Below are 16,282 nucleotides of genomic sequence, written 5' to 3'. Positions count from 1 at the left end.
GAGTACCGTGTTGACGTGAACATGACGGAGTTCGAGCCCACCCCCGCCGAGACCAGCGACCTCGGCGCCGGCGTCGTCAAGCGCAGCACCCGCCTGGCCGACGGCCGCGAGCTGATCTACTTCGACGACCCGGGTACGACCCTGGGCGAAGACCGCGCCGTCGACACCCGCGACCTCGGGGCCCGACCCGAGACCGCGACCATGCGGCAGGACGTCCTGACCGGCGACTGGGTCTCGATCGCCGCCAACCGCCAGAACCGCGCCTTCCTGCCTCCTGCCGAGCTCGACCCGCTCGCGCCGCAGACGGCGACCAACCCCTCCGAGATCCCCTCGGTCTACGACGTCGCCGTCTTCGAGAACAAATCGCCGTCGTTCGGCCCCGCCCTCGCCGAAGCGACCGACGACGTTCCGGAGGGGATCGACCCGCCGCGCGGGCTCGACGACCTCGCCCACCTCGGGCTCGGCCGCACCCGCACGAGCGTCGGGCGCACCGAGGTCGTCTGCTTCTCGCCCGAGCGCACGGGCTCGTTCGGCACTCAGACCGTCCCTCGGGCCCGCACGGTCATCGAGGCGTGGGCGGATCGCACCGCAGCCCTGTCGGCACTGCCCGGCATCGAGCAGGTCTTCCCGTTCGAGAACCGCGGCGAGGCCATCGGCGTCACCCTGCAGCACCCGCACGGGCAGATCTACGCCTACCCGTACATCACGCCGCGGACCACCCGCCTGCTCGACTCGATCGACCGCACCGCCCCCGACCTGTTCCAGCGCATCCTCGAGTTCGAGCAGGCCGGGCCCCGCGTCCTCCTGCGCGGCGAGCACTGGACGGCATTCGTCCCGTTCGCGGCGCGGTGGCCGCTCGAGATCCACATGCTCCCCCACCGCCACGTCGCCGACTTCGCAGGGCTCTCCGAGGCGGAGAAGGACGAGCTCGCCCCGCTGTACCTGCGCCTGCTCCGCGGGGTCGATGCGCTCTACGAGTCCGAGACGCCGTACATCGCCGCCTGGCACCAGGCCCCGGTCCGCGTCGGCCGCGACACCGTGCGCCTCAGCCTCCAGCTGACGAGCCCGCGCCGCGCCGCCGACAAGCTCAAGTTCCTCGCCGGGTCCGAGGCCGCCATGGGCGCCTGGATCGGCGACGTCCCGCCCGAAGACGCCGCTGCGCGCCTCCGCACCGCCATCGAAGGAGTCACGCTGTGACCGCTGCCACCGAGGCTCAGAGCCTCTTCGCCACCCTCACCGACGCCGAGCCGGCCGGACTCTGGTCTGCGCCCGGCCGGGTCAACCTGATCGGCGAGCACACCGACTACAACGACGGGTTCGTGTTCCCGTTCGCGACTCCGCACCGCACGCACGTCGCGCTCGGCCGCCGCACGGACGGTCGCATCCGCGTCGTGTCGACCTTCGACACCGCACCCGTCGAGGTCGCGCTCGACGAGCTCGAGGCGCTCTTCCCCGAGCGTCGCGACGAGATCGTCGAGTGGGCACGCTACCCTCTCGGCGTCGCGTGGGCGCTGCTGCAGGCGACCGGGATGGATGCGGCATCCGTCCCGGGTGTCGACCTCGCGTTCGCCTCGGATGTCCCCGTCGGCGCCGGGCTGTCCTCGTCGGCGGCCATCGAGGGCGCCACCGGCTCGGCCCTGAACGACGTGTGGGAGCTCGGCCTCGACCGGGTCGCGCTCGCGCAGGCGGGACGCCGCGCCGAGAACGAGGCCGTCGGCGCTCCGACCGGGATCATGGATCAGATGGCGTCGATGCTCGGTGAGACGGACGCCGGCACCTTCCTCGACTGCCGGAGCCTCGACGCCCAGGTGGTCGAGCTCGGCTTCGACGCGGCGGGCCTCGAGCTCATGGTGATCGACACGCGCGTCGCCCACGCTCACTCGACGGGCGGCTACGGCGAGCGCCGTGCCGCCTGCGAGCGCGGCGCCGAGGCGATGAACGTGCCCGCACTCCGGGACGTGCGTGTCGACCAGCTGGACCGCGTCGCGGAGCTCGTCGACGAGCAGACCTACCGGCGCGTGCGTCACGTCGTGACCGAGAACCAGCGCGTGCTCGACACCGTCCGCACCCTGCGCGAGCAGGGGCCGCGCGCGATCGGCGACCTGCTCTACGCATCGCACGCCTCGATGCGCGACGACTTCGAGATCTCGGTCCCCGAGCTCGATCTCGCCGTCGAGACCGCACGCGCGAACGGGGCGATCGGCGCCCGCATGACCGGCGGCGGCTTCGGCGGCTCGGCGATCGCCCTCATCGAGCGCGAGGCGGTGTCCGCGGTGCGCGACGCGATGCTGGCGGCCTTCGCCGAGGCGGGGCACACCGAGCCCCACGTCTTCACGGTCCGCCCCTCCGAGGGCGCCCGCCGCGACAGCTGAGGCACCCGGGTCGTTACGGCTGGGTAAAGCCGGGCGATCCACTCGTGCGCGGACGGCGGGCGGAGGGCAGGATGGGGGAATGCCCTTCGAGACCTCCCCCGCCCCCGGCGCGCCCCTCCTGCAGGTCCGCGACCTCGCCGTCGAGTTCCAGACCATCGACGGTCCCGTGCGGGCGGTCGAGGGCGTCGACCTCGATCTCGCCGCCGGCGAGACGGTCGCGATCGTCGGCGAGTCCGGCTCGGGGAAGTCGACGACGGCGATGGCCGTCATCGGACTCCTCGCCGGCAACGGCCGCGTCGCACAGGGCAGCATCCGTCTCGACGGGCAGGAGCTCGTCGGCGCGACCGAGTCCACGATGCGCGGCATCCGCGGTGCGCAGATCGGACTCGTCCCGCAGGATCCGATGTCGAACCTGAATCCGACGTCGAAGATCGGCACGCAAGTCGCCGAGACGCTCCTCGCCCATGGCCTGGCGACGAAGAAGGACGTCGATCGGAAGGTCGTCGAGACCCTCGCCGCCGCGGGTCTGCCGAACGCCGAGGACCGGGCGAAGCAGTACCCGCACGAGTTCTCGGGTGGTATGCGCCAGCGCGCGCTCATCGCGATCGGCCTCGCCTGCAACCCGCGCCTCCTCATCGCCGACGAGCCCACGAGCGCGCTCGACGTCACGGTGCAGAAGACGATCCTGGATCAACTCGGCCGCATGACGACCGAGCTCGGCACCTCCGTCCTCCTCATCACGCACGATCTGGGGCTCGCCGCCGAGCGCGCCGCCCGTGTCGTCGTCATGCACCGCGGCCGGATCGTCGAGCAGGGCCCCGCGCGGCAGATCCTCGAGGATCCGCAGCATCCCTACACCCAGTCCCTTGTGCAGGCGGCGCCTTCGGTCGCCGTCGCGCGGTTGCGTCCCGAGGCGTTCACCGCGCCGACTCCGGATGCCGCGCCCAAGCCGGTCGACAACATCGTCGAGGTCGAGGGGCTCACCAAGCTCTACAACGTCCGCGGGCAGAAGGAGGACTTCGCCGCCGTCAGGGACGTGTCGTTCGCGATCCCGCGCGGCGAGACCGTCGCGATCGTGGGCGAGTCCGGCTCGGGCAAGACGACGACGGCACGGATGCTGCTGAAGGTCGTCGATCCCACGGAAGGTGTCATCCGCTACGACGGCGTGGACGTGGCATCCCTCAAGGGACGTCAGCTTCGCGAGTTCCGTCAGAAGGTGCAGCCGATCTTCCAGGACCCGTACTCGTCGCTGAACCCGATGTTCACGATCGAGCGCATCGTCCAGGAGCCGCTCGACTTCTACAACCGCGGCTCGGCGAAGGATCGTGCCGCCCGCGTGCGGAAGCTCCTCGACGACGTCGCCCTTCCCGAGTCGACGCTGCGGCGGTACCCGTCGGAGCTCTCGGGCGGCCAGCGCCAGCGCGTCGCGATCGCCCGCGCCCTCGCCCTCTCGCCGGAGCTCATCGTCTGCGACGAGCCGGTGTCGGCGCTCGATGTGCTCGTCCAGGACCAGATCCTGACGCTCCTGCGCGACCTGCAGACCGAGTACGGCCTCAGCTACCTCTTCATCTCGCACGACCTGGCCGTCGTGCGCCTGATCAGCGACTACGTCTGCGTCATGAAGGACGGCGCGCTCGTCGAGGCCGCCTCGAGCGAGGAGATCTTCACCAACCCGCGCGACCCGTACACGCGCAACCTGCTCTCCTCGATCCCCGGCAACGAGCTCGACATCGCCGTCTGACCCGCCGCCCTGACCCTCGCTGCACGCGTCCGCGCTGCGCACGCGTTCCGTATTCAGTCTCGCGAGGGCCTTTCACGACACCAGCGCGCGGAATCAGGCACGCAGCACGCGCTCCGCACCCCACGCGGACTGGATTCGGGACACCGCCGCCGCCCGCTCGCCCGGGCAGCGAAGCGCTCCTGGTGGGTCGGGGAAGAGGCCCCGTTGTCCCCCTCGCCGGGGTCCCGCAGCGGTAGGCCGAACCGCCCGGGAGCGACTCAGCGCCCGCGCGTCCGCGGGTCCATCGCCTCGCGCAGGGCTTCACCGAAGAGCGTGAACCCCAGCGCGGTGACGGCGATGCAGATACCGGGGAGGAACGCCAACCACGGCGCGATGGCGAGCTCCGCCTGCGCGTAGGTCAGCATGCGGCCCCACTCCGCCGTCTCGGGGCGCCCGCCGCCGAGGCCGAGGAACGACAGCGCCGCGGCGTCGATGACAGCCGTCGCGAGCGACAGCGTCCCCTGCACGATGACCGGCCCGACCGCGTTCGGCAGGACGTGGGTCATCGTGATGCGACCGCGGCCGAGGCCGAGGGTCTGCGCCGACAGCACATAGTCCGCGGAGCGCTGCTGCAGCATCGAGGCGCGGAGCAGGCGCGCGAAGATCGGCACCTGGGCGACACCGATGGCGATCATGACCGAGTTCTGGTTCTGACCGAGGATCGCGGCGATCGAGACGGCGAGCAGCAGGCTCGGCACGGAGAGCAGGATGTCGACCAGTCGCATGATGACGTTGTCGACCCAGCCGCCGAAGGTTCCGGCGATCAGGCCCAGCAGCATCCCGCCTATGAGGCCGTAGGCGGTCGAGACGACTCCGATGAGAAGGGATGCCTGGGCTCCCCAGATGAGCTTCGACACCACGTCTCCGCCGAAGCGGTCGAGGCCCAGCGGGAATGCGGCGATCTCGCCGGGCCCGGGGATGTACGTCGGGGTGATCTCGCGGGCGCCGGGCAGGGCCGTCTCGGGATAGGGCGCCAACAGGGGCGCGAGGAGGGCGACCACGACGAACAGCAGCACGATCGCGAGGCCCGCCCAGGCGGTGGGACTGCGACGGAGGCGGCGGAAGACGTCGTGCCAGAAGCCGCCGCGCGGGGCCCCGCCGGTGCCCGCGGTGAGGACGGCGACGGTCGAGTCGTCGGCGGCGCTGCCGCCGGCGGCAGGGGGAAGGACGGTGCTCATGAGACCCTCACTCTCGGGTCGATCAGGCTGTACGAGACGTCGACGAGCAGGTTGATGAGCGCGTAGACGATCGCGATGAAGATGATGAAGCCCTGCAGGACCGCGAAGTCGCGGTTGAAGATCGCGCCCGAGAGGAACGATCCGATGCCCGGGAAGGCGAAGACGGTCTCGGTGAGGATCGCGCCGGAGAGCAGCAGACCCGCCTGCAGGCCGATCGTGGTGATGACCGGGAGCATGGCGTTCCGGAGGATGAAACGGTTGCGCAGCAGGGCGCCGGGGACTCCCTTGGCCTTGCCGGTGCGGACGTAGTCGGCGTTCTGCACTTCGAGGACGGACGCCCGGGTGATGCGCACGATGATCGCGAGGGGGATCGTGCCGAGGGCGACGGCCGGCAGGATCAGGTGCAGGATCGCATCCCATGCGGCGTCGAATTCGCCGGTGATGAGGCCGTCGAGCACGTAGAAGTTCGTGTAGTGGGTGGCCTCGATGCGAGGGTCCTGACGTCCGTCCGACGGAAGCCAGCCGAGCTGGACCGCGAACACGTACTTGAGGATGAAGGCCAGGAAGAAGACCGGCACGACGATGCCGAGCAGGCTGAAGACGACGGCAGTGCTGTCCGCCGCCTTGCCGTGCCGCCGCGCGGCCCAGTAGCCGAGAGGCACACCGACGCCGACGGCGATGATGAGGGCCGCGACCGAGAGCTCGATCGTCGCCGGAAAGCGGCGGAGGAACTCGTCGAGCACCGGCTGGCTGGTGCGCAGCGATGTGCCGAAGTCACCCGAGAGCAGTCGGCCGATCCAGGTGAAGTACTGCTCGATCAGGGGGCGGTTGAAACCGTAGAGCTCGTTGATCCGAGCCACGGCTTCGGGGGTGGCCTTCTCGCCCAGGAGAGCCTGGGCGGGACCGCCGGGTAGGGTTCGGACCCACCAGAAGAGCAGGATGCTCAGGCCCAGGAGAGTGGGGATCAGCAGCAGGAGCCTCCTGCCGATTGTTCGCAGCACGGGTGTCGCTTTCGTGGAGGTCGGTGCGGGGCGGGAGGTCATCCCGCCCCGCACCGGTCAGACGGCCGGAGCCGCCTCGATCGGCTTACTTCGTGAGGACGATCTGGTTGAACACCTCATCGTTCACGGGGCTCGCCGGGTAGCTCTCGACGCGGGAGTCGAAGGCCAGCGTGGGAGCCGGGTGGGCGAGCGGGACGCCGGGGATGAACTTCGCGACCTCTTCGTTGATCTCCGAGTAGAGCTTCGTCTGCTCGTCGAGGTCCGCGACGCCACGGGCGTCGGTGAGGTCCTGGAACAGCTGGGGGTTGTCGAAGCCCCACTCAGCCGACTTCTGACCGAAGAAGACGCCGAGGAAGTTGTCGGTGTCGTTGTAGTCACCGGTCCAGCCCAGCAGGTGGATGCCGTGGTCCGTGCCGCCCGTGATGAGGTCGAGGTACTCGCCCCACTCGTTCGACTTCGGCGTGGCCTCGACTCCGACGGCCTTCAGCTGCGACGACAGCACCGTGAAGATCTGCTCGGGGTCCGGCATGTAGGGACGCGAGACGTTGACCGGGTAGTTGAAGGTCAGCTTCAGCGGGTTGGCCTCGGTGTAGCCGGCCTCGGCGAGGAGCGACTTCGCCTTCTCGGGGTCGTAGTCGTAGGTCGTGACGTCGGCGTTCCAGCCGTTGACGCTCGGCGGCATGAACTGGGTCGCCTTCTCGGTGCCCTCGGGGAGGACCTGCGAGATGAGGGCGTCCTTGTCGACGGCGTACGAGAGCGCCTCGCGGACCTTCGGGTCCTGCAGTTCCTTGACCGCCTGGTTGAAGGCGAGGTACAGGATCGTGAAGGGCGGACGCGAGACCATCGTGAAGCCGGCCTCGTCGAGCGCGCCCGTGTCGGCGGGACCGACCAGGTCGTAGCCGTCGATCGAGCCGGACTCGAGCGCCTGGCGGCGAGCAGTCGGGTCGTCGATCGTGCGGAAGATGATCTTGTCGATCTGGCCCTTGTCGCCCCAGTAGTCGGCGTACGAGCTCAGCGTGACCTGCTCGCCCCGGGACCACTCGTCGAACTTGTAGGGGCCGGTGCCGACCGGGTGCCCGGTGGCGTACTCGCTGAGGGTCGGAGCCTCGGCGGTGCCGCCGACCTCGTCCGCCTTGTACTCCTCGAGCGCCTTCGGCGACTGCATCCCGAAGGCGGGCAGCGACAACGCTGCGACGAAACCGGCGAACGGCTTCTTCAGAGCGATGGTGACGGACGAGTCGCCGTCGGGCGTGCACGAGTCGTACACGGCCGAGTCGGGGCTCGACGCGTAGCCCTTGAAGAGCTTGTTGTAGTAGTAGCCGAGCGCTTCGCTGGCTGCCAGGCCCTCCCAGTTGTACCAACGGTCGAAGTTGACGCAGACGGCCTCGGCGTTGAACGGGGTGCCGTCCTGGAAGGTGACGTCCTTCTTGAGCGCGAACGTGTAGCTCAGCCCGTCGTCCGACGGCTCCCACGACTCCGCCAGGAGCGGAGCCGGGTCGGCCGTTCCGGGCTTGGTGCCGACGAGGCCCTCGAAGATCTGGCGCGAGACGCGGAACGTCTCACCGTCCTGGGCGAAGGCGGGGTCGAGGCTGGCGGGGTCGGACGAGGCCGCGAAGACGAACGTGCCGTCGACGTCGGCGGGTCCTTCCGCGTTGTCGTCGCCGCCTCGCTGACTGGCGCACGCGCTGAGCGCGAGCGCACCGATGACGAGGGCCGCGGCGCCCGCGACCACCCGCTTCCGGGAAATGGGGAGCATTGCTGTGCACCTTCCGATGTGGCTCGTCGGCGGCGCGGCGGGAGGCGGCGCTGCCGAAGGGATGCGGCTGACGCTACCGTCCACACTGCCGGTAAGCGGTTACAGCTGTATCTCGATCGTGTTTCTTCCTGCGGGCTACCGTAGTCGGATGGCCCGCTCCCGCGCCCCCCTCGACCCGCCTGTCGCCAGACTGTCCGACGGGAGGCAGGCACGCATCATCCCGGGCCGGTTCGCCGGCGGCTGGGAGCTGGTCGTCGAGACCACCCCGCAGTCGCACGTCGATCTCGACGATCCGTCGCACCTCCACTTCGAGTACGTCGCCCGCATGGGGGCCGTCATCGACCAGATGGGGATGCCGGGGGAACCTCTGACCGCCGTGCACCTCGGCGCGGGCGCGATGACCCTCCCCCGCTACGTCGAGCACACCCGACCGGGGTCGCGGCAGCAGGTCATCGAGCTCGAGCAGGCCCTCGTCGACCTCGTGCGGGAGCACCTGCCGCTGCCGCGCACCGGCCAGCTGCGCGTCCGGATCGGCGACGCGCGCGACGTCGCCGCGCGCCTGCCTGCGGGCATCGTCGGCCAGGTGGACCTCGTGGTCTCGGACGTGTTCGCCGGCGCACAGACGCCCGCGCACCTCACGAGCGTCGAGTACTACCGGATCCTTGCGGGACTCCTCGCGCCGACCGGCATCCTGCTGGTCAACATCGCCGACGGCAGCGGGCTCGCCTTCGCCCGCCGGCAGGTCGCGACCGTGCGCTCGGTCCTCGAGCACGTCGTCGTCCTGGCCGAGGTGCGGACGCTCAAGAGCGGGCGGTTCGGCAACATCGTCATCGCGGCGTCTCCCTCCGAGCTGCCGATGGACTGGCTCCCGCGTCTGATGGCGGCGGGCCCCCACCCGGCGAAGGTCGCGCACGGTGCGGAACTGGAGGCGTTCGCGCGCGATGCGCGGATCATGACGGATGCCGATTCCACCCCGTCGCCGAAACCTGCGGCATCCGTCTTCGACCGCTGAGGCCACGACGCACGGCGCGCCCTCAGCGCATTCCGGGCGAGCCGCGGCGACACTGGATGCACACGTTGCAGGGTCGGAAGGAACAGCTGTGGGCTTCATCAAGGGATACGACCCGGAGACTCTCCGAGAGATCGTCGACCTCGACGAATGCCAGGCTCGCCTCGTCGAGCTCGGCGAGCAGCGGAGCCTCGCCGCGATGCTCGAGAAGGTGTGGCTCCTGAAGGTCCTCGGTCGCCTCGACGACGCGCTCGTCGTCTCGGAGGAGTCGGTGCGGGTGGCCCGCATGGCCGGCACCCGCAAGGATCTGCTGCGTGCCCGGATGCTCCACGCGACCGTGCAGCAGTTCCGCGGCGCGTACGCCGCCGCGATCCACGAGCTGAACACGTGCGTCGAGGAGGCCGAGGGCCAGGGCTGGTCGGCGGTCGCCGCCTTCGGGTGCCAGCACCGCGGCAAGGTCCACTTCGACGCGGGCGACGACGCCGCGGCGCGCGCCGACTTCAAGAAAGCGCTGTTCCTGCGGCAGGAGGCAGGCGCTCCCGAAGATCAGCTCGAGTCGACGCTGCTCGCGATCGACGCCGTCGACCGCCGTCGCAACAGCACGACGGTCGCCGGCTAGGGCCTTCGACCCGAGTGTCGTACCTGGGTTCTATCGTGCTGGCATGAGCGACCTCATCGACGTACGCCGCGAGGCGGAGTCGCTGCTACGGCAGCTTCTCGACGACTCGTGGAGCTTCGCATTCGACAACGCCAAACGCCGCGCCGGTGCGTGCGACTACCTGCGCAAGCGCATCACGCTGTCGCGATACCTGGCCGCGCGCTACGACGCCGAGACGAACCGCCAGACGATCCTGCACGAGATCGCCCACGCGATCGCCGGGTCCGCCGCCGGGCACGGCGCGGAGTGGAAGCGCATCGCGCGATCACTCGGATACACCGGTGGCGTCACCCACCGCGGCGAGACGGCGACGGAGCTCGCGCCGTGGGTCGGCGAGTGCCCCGCCGGTCACGTCGCCTACCGGCACCGCGCGGCGACGCGGGCCACCTCGTGCGCGCGGTGCGCGCCGACGTTCGACGAGCGCTACCTGATCACCTGGCGGCGACGCGAGATCACCGCTGCCACCCGACGCGAGGCCCTCACGCCGCGCTGATCGCCTCGTAGGCGCGCCACACGCCGTCACGGAGGACGGGAACCGTCTCGTCCGCGTCATGGACCGCGGCGGCGAGCACCTCGTCGCGACGGCCGGCGTCGAGGAGCTCTTGGCCCGAGCCGCTCGCCGTGAGGAGGTGGCGGACGGCGGACCGAAGCCCACGGAACGCCTCGGATGCCGCTGCCGCCTCCGGCGACGAGTGGTCGAGACCGATCGTCTCGAGAGCGGCGAACACCGCGCCGGCGCCGAGCTGGTCCTCGACGGAGAAGCGGAGGACCGCGGCATCCCCCGGTCCGTCCAGTTCGCCGGCGGCGACAATGCTCACGCTCGTGCGCGCCGCGCGGCGGTTCTGCTCGGCGAGGACTGCCTGCGCGACCGCGGTCGCATTCCGGAGGCTTCCGAGGAAGACGGTCGCGCCCGTTTCCACCGCAGCCGACGCGACGGCAGCGCCGTTACGCGACACGGCACGAGCGGCGTCGTCGTGCGGCACCGTCTCACCGGCGGCGACGCGCGCCGAGACCGTCGACGAGAACCGCAGCACATCGACGACGACGATCACGTCCGCGGGCGCGAGCCGGGTCAGCCCGTCCCGCCCCCAGTCGAAGCGCAGCTGGTAGCGGGACTGATCGAACGGGCTCGCGGTCATCCCTCCAGCGTACGAGCGTCGACGACCGGCTTCAGCGAGATGACGAGGCCGAGGACGTTCCGTGCGGTCCGCTGGAGTTCGCCGCGCGTGATCCCGTCCTCTCGGGCGAGCGAGTCGAGGATCGTCGTGTCGGCCTGCGCCTGGGGCGCGGCATCCCGTTTCACACCGCCGGGCATGAGGACGTCGACCTGCGCACGGACGCGGTAGGCGTTGTCCTCGAGGGCGGGGAAGTCGGGATCGACGGCGTTCTCGATCCACCAGTCGGTGATGACGACGCCCTCGTAGCCCCACTCGTCGCGCAGGACGACCGTCGCGAGGTCGTCGTGGTAGTGCGCCCACACGCCGTTGATCTGGTTGTACGACGTCATGATCGTGCGGGGTGCCGCCTCGCGGACGCAGATCTCGAACCCGCGCAGGTAGATCTCGCGCAGAGCCCGCTCGGAGACACGCGAGTCGTTCCGCGTGCGGTTGGTCTCCTGATTGTTCGCGGCGAAGTGCTTGGGGCAGGCCGAGAGTCCCGTGCTCTGCACCCCGCGCACGACGGCTGCGGCGATCCGCCCCGTCACGACCGGGTCCTCGCTGAAGTACTCGAAGTTCCGCCCGCACAGCGGGTCGCGGTGGATGTTCATGCCCGGGCTCAGCAGGACGTCGGACCCCTTCCGCAGCATCTCCTCGCCGTGGAGCGCGGCGAGCTCCTCGATGAGGGCCGTATTCCAGGTCGAGGCGAGCGCCGTCCCCGAGGGAAGCAGCGACGCGTACGCCGAGAGACGGATGCCGCTGGGTCCGTCCGTCGTCGTGACGGGCGACACGCCCCTCGCGCGGAGCGACTCCGAGACCCCGCCGAGTACGCCGGCGTTGCCGGGCGCGCCCAGCGGGCTGTCCATCGTCACGTCGCCGCGGGCGAGGAGCGAGAGCTCCTCGTCGGTGAGCTGAGCGACGAAGTCGTCGAGGGATGCCGCGCCGCGAGCGACGTCGGCCAGGTCGATGCCGCGGTCCCCGGTCTGCCGAATCTCGGACGGCAGCGCGCCGAGGATGCGCTCCGCCCGGGAGACGGTGCGGGTCGGGACCGGCTCGTGCGAGACGACGGCGGAGCCGTCTGCATCGCGGGCAACGGTGAGGCGCTCGAACGCGTGGACGGGGGCCGCCACCTCGGTGGCGGTGCGGACGACGCGCGTCTCGGGCACCTCGAAGGCGGCGACGCGCGACGCCGAGCGGACGTCCGTCCCGATGTACACGGGGTACTCGCCCGCTTCCAGGACCCAGGCGCTCCGGGTGCCGGTCGCGCCGCCGTCGTCGTACGAGGCGAGCTCGTCGAGGCGGACCTCGAGCCGCACGGTCTCACTCTCGCCGGGGGCGAGGAGACCGGTCTTGGCGAACGCCGCGAGATGGCGAGCGGGCTTGCCGAGGGCGCCGTCGGGAGCGCCCGTGTAAACCTGCACGACCTCCTTGCCGGCGCGGTCGCCGGTGTTGGTCACGACGACCTCGAGCCGGATCGTCTCGGCATCCGTCGTCGCCTCGGAGACGAGGTCGAACGTCGTGTACGAGAGGCCGTGTCCGAAGGGGAAGAGCACACGGTCGGGAGCGAAGGTCTCGAAGTAGCGGTAGCCGACGAAGACGTCCTCGGCGTACACGTTGACGTGGAGGTCGCCGAAGTTCGGCGCGCTCGGGTAGTCCTCGTAGCTCAGGGCGATCGTGTCGGTGAGTTTGCCGCTCGGGGCCGACTCGCCCGCCAGCACGTCGGCCACGGCGCGCGCACCCTCCATCCCGCCCTGCCACGCGAACAGCACGGCGCCGATCCGGTCGCCGTAGTCGACGACCCAGGACAGGTCCATGACGTTGCCCGCGTCGATCACCACGACGGTGCGGGCGAAGTGCGAGGTCACCGAGTCGAGCAGCGTCCGCTCGTCTGCTGTGAGGTAGTAGCTGCCGGCTTCGAGGATGCTGTCGCGCGCCTCACCCGCGGCGCGTCCGATGGCGACGACGGCGGTGTCGGCACGGGATGCCGCGGCGGCGACGTCCGCGTCGTCGATCGTCATCTCGGGGAAGTGGTGCGGCCATTCGCCCCACGTCGCGGCGAAGGAGGGACGGTTCGCAGCGCACCACGTGGAGTACTGCGTCGCCAGCTCGTCGTCGACGCGGATGCCCGCGTCGCGCAGGCCCGCGAGCAGATTCCAGATGTAGGGGACCTTCACGTCGCCGCCGGAGCCGTAGCCGACAGCGAACCAGTCGATCTGCACGCGCCCGAAGACGGCGACGGCGCGCTCGCCCAGCGGGAGCGTCCCGTCGTTCGTGAGCAGGACCACTCCCTCGGTGGCCGCGACCCGAGCCGCCTCGGCGAGCGCCGGGTCGAGGGTCGGATCGGTGTCGAGCAGCATCGAGGAGATCTGCGCGACCGACTCGACGGGGGCGAGGGTGTGCGAGCGGTCGCCGGATTCGATGGCGGGTTCGAGAGGCATAGCGGTCTTTCCGGAGGGTCGACGATGACGCCGAGAGAATGGGAGCGCTCCCAACGTATCGAGTGCCGCCGCGGAATGCGAGAGTGGTCCGATGCGGATCCTCCTGAAGCTCGAACTCGACTGCACCGCGGATGCCGCCTGGCGGGCCCTGCACTCGCCCCGCGCCGTCACCGAGCTCTACGGGCCGCTGCTCGCCATGGCGCCGATGGCCGGCGAACTCCCGACCACGTTCGAGCCCGGGACCGACGTGCCGGTCGAGATCCGTGCTCTCGGCGTGATCCCCGCCGGCCAGCAGCTCATCCACGCGAGCGACCGGTACACCGAGGACGCGAACGGCCCGGTACGGATCTTCCGGGACAGCGGCATCCCACTCACCGGCGCTCTGGCCGCTCTCGACGTCTGGGACCACCAGATGGCGGTGAGCCCCCTGCCGGGCGATCGGACGAAGACGCTCTGGCGGGACCGCCTGACGATCGGCGGCCCCGCGGCCTTGCCGCTGTGGCCCGCACTGTGGGCCGCGTGGCAATACCGGGGGCTCCGCCTGCACGCACTCGCACCCACGTGGTCCTACGACCCGCCTGCCGCCGAGACCGACTGACGAACGGATGCCCCCACCGCACCCATCGAGGGCGGGAGGGGGCGGCAGGGCGTCACTCCGAGAGCGCCTCGACGGGCGCGGTACGCGTCGCGATCCGCGTCGGCGCGACCGCTGCCGTGAGGGTCAGCGCCGCGGTCGCGACGATCACGATCGCGACCGGCAGCAGCGGGATCGCGGGGGCGACGAAGGTCGGCGACATCCACAGCGGCGGCATCGCGACGGATCCGAGGAGCGACTGGGCCGCGACCCAGCCGTAGAGGACGCCGAGCGTCAGACCGAACAGCAGCGCCGTGACGGTGACGTGCGCCGCCTCGATGAGGACCATCCGGCGGATCTGCGCGGAGGTGAGACCCAGGGCCCGCAGCAGACCGAGCTCCCGCTTGCGCTGCACGACGCCGATCGTGAGGAGGTTCACGAGGCCGACGGCGGCGATCACGGCGCTCACGGCGACGAGGCACATCATGACCGTCGAGAACACGTCCATCATCTCGTTGAAGCCGGCGTCGGGTACCCCACCCGCGGACGCCGCCACGAGGGACTTGGCCGACTCCGCAGCGACGGCGAACATCACGACGAGCGCGACACCCATGACCACGCCGATCGCCATGCGGCTCGAACGCTCGGGGTAGCGGACCGCGTTCTGCGCGGCCAGGCGCGCGGTCACGGACTTCCCGAACAGTCGCCCGGTCGCCTTCAGGAGCGGCGGCATGATCGACACCGCACTGATGGACACGGCCGTGAAGGAGAAGAGACCGCCGAAGAACGCGACGAGCACGCCGAGGGGGTGCAGCAGGCCGAGGAGCAGGCCCCCGACCAGGAGTGCGACTCCGATCGCCCCGAGGACGACGCCACCCGCCCGCCGGCCGCGCTTCGCGGCGATCTCCTCGCGCGAGCGCTCGACCGAGCCGCCGAGCGCCTCGAGCGGCGTGACGGCGAGCACCCGGCGCGACCCCGACCAGGCGGCGATCCACGTGGTCAGGGCGACGGCGGCGGCGGGCACGAGCAGCACGGGCTGCACAGGCGACCAGTCGGAGGTGATCTCGAGGGCGCGGTTCAGCAAGGGGACGGCCACGACCATCCCGATCGTGGACAGCACGAGTCCGATGACCGCGCCGATCGCGCCCACGACGAGCCCCTGCGTCGCGACCTCGCTGCGCTGCGACCGCGCGGTCGCGCCGATGAGACGCATGAGGGCGATGCGGCGGGTGCGCCCCGCGATGATCGTGGAGAAGGTGTTGGCGGTGACGATCGCGGCGACGTAGACGGCGACGCCGAGCAGGATGCCGCTCAGCAGCGCGAGCACGAAGATCATCGTGTCGGACGACCCGTAGTCCGGATTGGACCCCAGCGCGACGGCGAGGTACCCGGTCGCCGAGAGCAGGACGACGCCGAACGCCGTCGAGATGGCCGAGACGAGGATCGTCGCGCCCATGCCGCGCTCACGCAGCCACGCGAGCCGGGGCGTGCGGGCAGCCTCGGGGACGATGGTGTCCACGACCGACGGAGCGAGGGCGGTCACGCGGTCACCTCCGTGCTGAGCATGTGAGCGGAGATCTGCTCGGCGGTCTGACGGGGCTTGTCGGCGACGATGCGACCGTCGCCGAGGAACAGGACACGGTCGGCGTACGAGGCGGCGACGGGATCGTGGGTGACCATGGCGATCGACTGACCGTGCTCGCGGCTGGCGGCGGCGAGGAGTGACAGGACTTCACGGCCCGACCGGGAGTCGAGGTTGCCGGTGGGTTCGTCGGCGAAGACGAGGTCGGGCGCGGTCGCGAGGGCGCGGGCGATGGCGACGCGCTGCTGCTGGCCGCCAGACAGCTGGTGCGGGCGGTGCCCGAGCCGCGGCCCCAGGCCGAGGGTCGCGACGAGGCCGTCGATCCGAGCCTTCTCCTGCGACGTGGGGCGGCGTCCGTCGAGGTCGAAGGGCAGCGTGATGTTGCCGATCGCGTCGAGGGTCGGGACCAGGTTGAAGGACTGGAAGACGAAGCCGACGCGGCGGCGGCGCAGGATGGTGAGCTCGACATCGGAGAGCCCGGTGATCTCGGTGTCGCCGATCCAGACCGAGCCGGAGGCGGGCGCGTCGAGGCCCGCCATGATGTGCATGAGCGTCGACTTGCCCGAGCCCGACGGTCCCATGATGGCGGTGAACTCGCCACGACGGATGCCGACGGTGACGTCGTCGAGCGCGCGGACGGCGTTCTCGCCGCCGCCGTAGGTCTTGGTGAGGTTCTGGACGCGGGCGGCGAGGCCCATCTCGGTGGTCGTGATCTGCATGTCTCCGACGCTACGGACGACCCCCGGGACGCCGCGTCGGTCGCTCGTCTCGCCCGAC

The 16,282-nt window shown here is 70.8% G+C and carries 14 protein-coding genes; 7 read left to right on the top strand and 7 right to left on the bottom strand.

Features of this window, described 5'->3' with window-relative positions:
* The first annotated feature begins 21 nt into the window (after window positions 1–21).
* The 3 genes from galT (at window position 22) to ACIQLK_RS04575 (ending at window position 4,113) form a co-directional block, all read left to right on the top strand.
* On the top strand, window positions 22–1,197 hold the full coding sequence (gene galT, locus ACIQLK_RS04585) for a galactose-1-phosphate uridylyltransferase (RefSeq protein ID WP_400363865.1): 1,176 nt from the start codon (window positions 22–24) through the stop codon (window positions 1,195–1,197).
* Window positions 1,194–2,372, top strand: coding sequence for a galactokinase (galK, locus tag ACIQLK_RS04580; protein ID WP_400363116.1), 1,179 nt, complete (start codon window positions 1,194–1,196; stop codon window positions 2,370–2,372). The genes galT and galK overlap by 4 nt, the downstream gene beginning before the upstream one ends.
* A 79-nt stretch (window positions 2,373–2,451) precedes the next feature.
* Entirely contained in the window at window positions 2,452–4,113 is a 1,662-nt protein-coding gene (locus tag ACIQLK_RS04575; RefSeq protein ID WP_400363115.1) for an ABC transporter ATP-binding protein, read from the top strand.
* A 257-nt stretch (window positions 4,114–4,370) separates the two neighbouring features.
* On the opposite strand, the gene ACIQLK_RS04570 is transcribed toward ACIQLK_RS04575, so the two are convergent.
* The 3 genes from ACIQLK_RS04570 to ACIQLK_RS04560 all read right to left on the bottom strand — a co-directional run bounded on the left by ACIQLK_RS04570 (window position 4,371) and on the right by ACIQLK_RS04560 (window position 8,087).
* Window positions 4,371–5,330: an ABC transporter permease gene (locus ACIQLK_RS04570; protein WP_400363114.1), complete on the bottom strand. Its 960-nt coding sequence runs from the start codon at window positions 5,328–5,330 to the stop codon at window positions 4,371–4,373.
* Window positions 5,327–6,331 (bottom strand): ABC transporter permease, encoded by a 1,005-nt coding sequence (locus tag ACIQLK_RS04565; protein ID WP_400363113.1) that lies wholly within the window; start codon window positions 6,329–6,331, stop codon window positions 5,327–5,329. The genes ACIQLK_RS04570 and ACIQLK_RS04565 overlap by 4 nt, the downstream gene beginning before the upstream one ends.
* 85 nt (window positions 6,332–6,416) lie before the next feature.
* Window positions 6,417–8,087 carry an ABC transporter substrate-binding protein gene (locus ACIQLK_RS04560; protein ID WP_400363112.1) on the bottom strand — a complete coding sequence of 557 codons (1,671 nt, stop codon included), beginning with the start codon at window positions 8,085–8,087 and terminating at the stop codon, window positions 6,417–6,419.
* Window positions 8,088–8,235: 148 nt separating this feature from the next.
* Between ACIQLK_RS04560 and ACIQLK_RS04555 the strand changes: the two genes are divergently transcribed.
* From ACIQLK_RS04555 to ACIQLK_RS04545, 3 genes are all read left to right on the top strand, one after another.
* A complete protein-coding gene (locus ACIQLK_RS04555; protein ID WP_400363111.1) occupies window positions 8,236–9,099 on the top strand; it encodes a spermidine synthase in 864 nt (287 codons plus the stop codon).
* An 88-nt stretch (window positions 9,100–9,187) separates the two neighbouring features.
* Window positions 9,188–9,715 (top strand): hypothetical protein, encoded by a 528-nt coding sequence (locus ACIQLK_RS04550; RefSeq protein ID WP_400363110.1) that lies wholly within the window; start codon window positions 9,188–9,190, stop codon window positions 9,713–9,715.
* Window positions 9,716–9,758: 43 nt separating this feature from the next.
* On the top strand, window positions 9,759–10,247 hold the full coding sequence (locus ACIQLK_RS04545; protein WP_400363109.1) for a SprT-like domain-containing protein: 489 nt from the start codon (window positions 9,759–9,761) through the stop codon (window positions 10,245–10,247).
* On the opposite strand, the gene ACIQLK_RS04540 is transcribed toward ACIQLK_RS04545, so the two are convergent.
* Both ACIQLK_RS04540 and ACIQLK_RS04535 read right to left on the bottom strand, forming a co-directional pair.
* On the bottom strand, window positions 10,234–10,893 hold the full coding sequence (locus tag ACIQLK_RS04540; RefSeq protein WP_400363108.1) for a 2-phosphosulfolactate phosphatase: 660 nt from the start codon (window positions 10,891–10,893) through the stop codon (window positions 10,234–10,236). The two genes, ACIQLK_RS04545 and ACIQLK_RS04540, sit on opposite strands and share 14 nt — an antisense overlap.
* On the bottom strand, window positions 10,890–13,349 hold the full coding sequence (locus tag ACIQLK_RS04535; protein WP_400363107.1) for a glycoside hydrolase family 3 C-terminal domain-containing protein: 2,460 nt from the start codon (window positions 13,347–13,349) through the stop codon (window positions 10,890–10,892). The genes ACIQLK_RS04540 and ACIQLK_RS04535 overlap by 4 nt, the downstream gene beginning before the upstream one ends.
* A gap of 91 nt (window positions 13,350–13,440) precedes the next feature.
* On the opposite strand from ACIQLK_RS04535, the gene ACIQLK_RS04530 reads away from it, so the two are divergent.
* Entirely contained in the window at window positions 13,441–13,947 is a 507-nt protein-coding gene (locus tag ACIQLK_RS04530) for a hypothetical protein (RefSeq protein ID WP_400363106.1), read from the top strand.
* Window positions 13,948–13,999: 52 nt separating this feature from the next.
* On the opposite strand, the gene ACIQLK_RS04525 is transcribed toward ACIQLK_RS04530, so the two are convergent.
* Window positions 14,000–15,466, bottom strand: coding sequence for an FtsX-like permease family protein (locus ACIQLK_RS04525; RefSeq protein WP_400363105.1), 1,467 nt, complete (start codon window positions 15,464–15,466; stop codon window positions 14,000–14,002).
* Window positions 15,463–16,224: an ABC transporter ATP-binding protein gene (locus ACIQLK_RS04520; protein WP_400363104.1), complete on the bottom strand. Its 762-nt coding sequence runs from the start codon at window positions 16,222–16,224 to the stop codon at window positions 15,463–15,465. Before ACIQLK_RS04520 ends, ACIQLK_RS04525 begins: the two co-directional genes overlap by 4 nt.
* Between the last annotated feature and the right edge of the window lie 58 nt (window positions 16,225–16,282).

Origin of the sequence: Microbacterium sp. NPDC091382, from assembly GCF_044757025.1 — a bacterium.
Lineage (GTDB): Bacteria > Actinomycetota > Actinomycetes > Actinomycetales > Microbacteriaceae > Microbacterium.
This window is presented reverse-complemented; position numbering and strand designations above follow the sequence as displayed.

What these genes read in the sequence shown, in the direction of transcription:
- galT (WP_400363865.1), top strand. Translation starts at nt 22, where the DNA reads ATGACGGAGTTCGAGCCCACCCCCGCCGAGACCAGCGACCTCGGCGCC.
- ACIQLK_RS04575 (WP_400363115.1), top strand. Translation starts at nt 2,452, where the DNA reads ATGCCCTTCGAGACCTCCCCCGCCCCCGGCGCGCCCCTCCTGCAGGTC.
- ACIQLK_RS04570 (WP_400363114.1), bottom strand. Translation starts at nt 5,330, where the DNA reads ATGAGCACCGTCCTTCCCCCTGCCGCCGGCGGCAGCGCCGCCGACGAC.
- ACIQLK_RS04560 (WP_400363112.1), bottom strand. Translation starts at nt 8,087, where the DNA reads ATGCTCCCCATTTCCCGGAAGCGGGTGGTCGCGGGCGCCGCGGCCCTC.
- ACIQLK_RS04555 (WP_400363111.1), top strand. Translation starts at nt 8,236, where the DNA reads ATGGCCCGCTCCCGCGCCCCCCTCGACCCGCCTGTCGCCAGACTGTCC.
- ACIQLK_RS04545 (WP_400363109.1), top strand. Translation starts at nt 9,759, where the DNA reads ATGAGCGACCTCATCGACGTACGCCGCGAGGCGGAGTCGCTGCTACGG.
- ACIQLK_RS04540 (WP_400363108.1), bottom strand. Translation starts at nt 10,893, where the DNA reads ATGACCGCGAGCCCGTTCGATCAGTCCCGCTACCAGCTGCGCTTCGAC.
- ACIQLK_RS04535 (WP_400363107.1), bottom strand. Translation starts at nt 13,349, where the DNA reads ATGCCTCTCGAACCCGCCATCGAATCCGGCGACCGCTCGCACACCCTC.
- ACIQLK_RS04530 (WP_400363106.1), top strand. Translation starts at nt 13,441, where the DNA reads ATGCGGATCCTCCTGAAGCTCGAACTCGACTGCACCGCGGATGCCGCC.
- ACIQLK_RS04520 (WP_400363104.1), bottom strand. Translation starts at nt 16,224, where the DNA reads ATGCAGATCACGACCACCGAGATGGGCCTCGCCGCCCGCGTCCAGAAC.